Source organism: Borreliella americana (genome assembly GCF_021043605.1).
GTDB lineage: Bacteria > Spirochaetota > Spirochaetia > Borreliales > Borreliaceae > Borreliella > Borreliella americana.
Map to the genome: position 1 here is coordinate 1 of NZ_JAJNFB010000048.1, position 1,719 is coordinate 1,719.

At 28.0% G+C, this 1,719-nt stretch carries 1 protein-coding gene and 1 pseudogene; one reads left to right on the forward strand and one right to left on the reverse strand.

From position 1 onward, the window contains the following. The first annotated feature begins 277 nt into the window (after positions 1-277). Positions 278-421 carry a hypothetical protein gene (locus LRB30_RS05755; RefSeq protein WP_231014671.1) on the forward strand — a complete coding sequence of 48 codons (144 nt, stop codon included), beginning with the start codon at positions 278-280 and terminating at the stop codon, positions 419-421. Between the two features lie 484 nt (positions 422-905). Here LRB30_RS05755 and LRB30_RS05760 read toward each other — a convergent pair. Further along, positions 906-1,562 (reverse strand): annotated as a pseudogene (locus LRB30_RS05760) (ERF family protein); the annotation flags it as partial. Positions 1,563-1,719: the final 157 nt, after the last annotated feature.

A 1,719-nucleotide genomic window follows, 5' to 3' on the forward strand; every position in this document is an offset into this window, starting at 1 on the left:
CATCAATGGAAATGCTGCTTTTGCAATTGGTATAGCTTTTAATGAATATAAAATGCCGATTGAATATACTTTATTAATCCATGACTACTTTATAAAAAAACAATCTACCTTGCCCAAAAATTGATCTGATAATTCATCGCTACTTTAGACATGTTCTTAATTAAATTACATTAATTCAATTAATTTTTTTATTACTTTTACAGAATTCATGGAAGCTTTTCCTATATATTTTTTATAATCATCATAATTATTTTCATTATTAACTAATAAAGCGGGGGTGAAAAGTGCTGCTCAGAATGGTGTTAGTAAGGCAGTTGAGGCTTTGGGTGCAATTATGCATGATGTCGTTAAGGCGGGATTAAGTAAAGTTGCAACTGCGATTAAAGGAGCTTCAGCTGGTGAGTCTGCTGGGGGGGTCTAGACAGCCAATTGCTGTTGTTGCTCCCTAGTTATGAATATTTAAGATGTTTACAACACAACGTAGAGTGAGTCACAAAATTTCCAATACCACCACACCACTACAATGGTATACTCTTTTTCTAAACTATAGTAAATCAATATGTTTTATAGATAGGATTTTATTTTTTAGATAGAGCTTTCAAAAACTTTAAAAAAATCTTAAAACTTAGAAAACATTAAATAGTCTATCAGAATACACGAACACACCTTTACTGTCAAAAATTACTTATTTAATCTCACAAAAGTATTTTATTATTACGTCAAACTTATTGTATTGTATCTTTTCTAAGATAAGAATATAATTAATCTATACAAATATATTATATAATTTTAATCAAGAGTTCACTTTTTTCTTTTTAGATTTTCTATTATTTTCATAATCAATAACAATAATAAGATCAGACAAGATATTTTTTATCTTTAATTAACTTCTCTAGAATAAAATATATTCTTTTGGTATCTTTTTTAAAAAAATCATAAACTTCTTTATCTTTCATTAAAATATCTCTTTTCTGGTTTTGGATAGTGTTATTTTTCTGAATTTGATTAATCTCTTGTTTTTGGTCCCTTTTTTGTTCTTGCTTTTGATTAACACTAACTTGCTTGTTAGACATAGAATTTACGTTTTCATAATTATTGTAAATAGGTGCTGCATCAGTATCCACTTCGCTTTTTATATGAAGACATGCAACTAAAGCATACCTTTTGAAATAAGTAATAGCTGATCCAACTAGTTGTGGTACTGTATTTACAACATTTTTAGACCCGCTTTCATTGTTCCATTGTAAGTTTTCTGTAAGCATTGGTGTATCAAAAGAAAATTCATATCCAGTACTTGTACTGTAAAATGTGGTCCTAATAACATGCTCTTTTTGACCATCTACAAATTTAGATATTGGATGTTGCTCAAAATCAAGCTCTAAATTGTGCTTATAAATAACATTTTCAATTTCTTCTACTATTTCATTGAAATTCTGATATTTGTATCCATACCCTTTAAGGCTTTTGTCAATCCCTGGTAAATTCATTTTTAAGGTTTTCATATCTTTTCTGAAGCTTATTTTTGCTTGAATATTTTCTTGTGGATTATTTTTGTTTGATATGTTGTATTAATTTCCTGAGCACCAGAGATTTGTAATATTGCAAGCTCTTCCAAAAATTTTTTCTTTCGATTTTTTTAATTCTATTGCATCTACAATTTCTTTATTATATCCAACGAATTTTTCTTTTAAGGTCGGTTTAATAAGCCTTTTTGGAAGC